This window comes from Roseateles aquatilis (assembly GCF_002205645.1).
In the GTDB taxonomy this organism is placed as follows: Bacteria; Pseudomonadota; Gammaproteobacteria; order Burkholderiales; family Burkholderiaceae_C; genus Roseateles; species Roseateles aquatilis.
On sequence record NZ_NIOF01000039.1, the window covers coordinates 1 to 1,234 of the forward strand.

Below are 1,234 nucleotides of genomic sequence, written 5' to 3' on the forward strand. Positions count from 1 at the left end.
TGAATCGACCCGGGTCCAGTAGACACCTTCGAGCCTCAAACTGAGGCCCAATCGGAGGTGCCATGCAAAGCAAGCAACCCTACCCAGAAGAATTCAAGATCGAGGCGGTCAAGCAGATCACGGAGCGAGGCCACCGGGTGGCCGACGTGTCCGCCCGGATCGGCGTCAGCCAGCACAGCCTGTACAAGTGGATCAAGGTGTACTCGGCGCCGGCCGCCGAGCGGCAGGCACAGGTCTCGCAGGCCGAGGAACTGCGCCGTTTGAAGGCTGAACTGCGGCGCGTGACCGAGGAGCGCGACATCCTAAAAAAGGCCGCCGCGTACTTTGCCAAGCAGTCCGGGTGAGGTACGCGTTCATCAAGGCGCACGAAGCCCAGCACAGCGTGCGGCGCATGTGCAAGGTCATGCAGTTGCACCCCAGTGGCTACTACGCGTGGAAGGCCGAGCCGCAGAGCCAACGGGCCAAGGATGACCAGCGCCTGAGCGGCCTGCTCAAGCAAGCTTGGCTGGAGAGCGGCGGCGTGTACGGCTATCGCAAGCTCACGCTGGACATGCGCGACCTCGGCGAGCACTGCGGCAAGCACCGTGTGGCCCGGTTGCTCAAGCTAGAAGGGCTGCGCTCGCAGACCGGCTACAAGCGCCGGCCCGGAGTGCGCGGTGGCAAGCCGGCCGTGGTTGCGCCGAACCATCTGCAGCGCCAGTTCACGGTGGTCGAACCCAACCAGTCGTGGGTGACCGACATCACCTACATCCGCACGCACGAGGGCTGGCTGTACCTGGCGGTCGTGGTGGACCTGTTCTCGCGCCAGGTGGTGGGCTGGTCGATGGGCAGTCGTATCGACACCGACCTGGTGCTGGATGCACTGCTGATGGCGTTATGGCGGCGCCAGCCTAAACAAGCCGTCACGGTGCACTCCGATCAGGGCTGCCAGTTCACCGGGCACGAATGGCAGAAGTTCCTGCGGGACCACAACCTGGTCAGCAGCATGAGCCGGCGCGGCAACTGCCACGACAATGCCGTGGCCGAGAGCTTCTTCCAGTTGCTCAAACGCGAGCGCATCCGTCGTCAGGTCTACGCCACGCGCAACGACGCCCGCGCCGACGTCTTCAACTACATCGAGATGTTCTACAACCCCAAGCGGCGCCACGGCACCGCAGGCGACACTTCGCCGGTCGAGTTCGAACGACGCCATTCCCAACGGCTCACGGGTGTCTAGGAAATCCGGGGCGATTCA

Annotated in this window: 1 protein-coding gene; it reads left to right on the top strand. The window is 64.3% G+C overall.

Features of this window, described 5'->3' with window-relative positions:
* Positions 1-62: 62 nt before the first annotated feature.
* Positions 63-1,216 (top strand): IS3 family transposase gene (locus tag CDN99_RS27930; RefSeq protein ID WP_088388944.1). Its coding sequence is split into 2 segments (ribosomal slippage): positions 63-303 and positions 303-1,216, totalling 1,155 coding nucleotides; the frame shifts between segments, so codons are not numbered across the junction.
* The last annotated feature ends 18 nt before the right edge of the window (positions 1,217-1,234 follow it).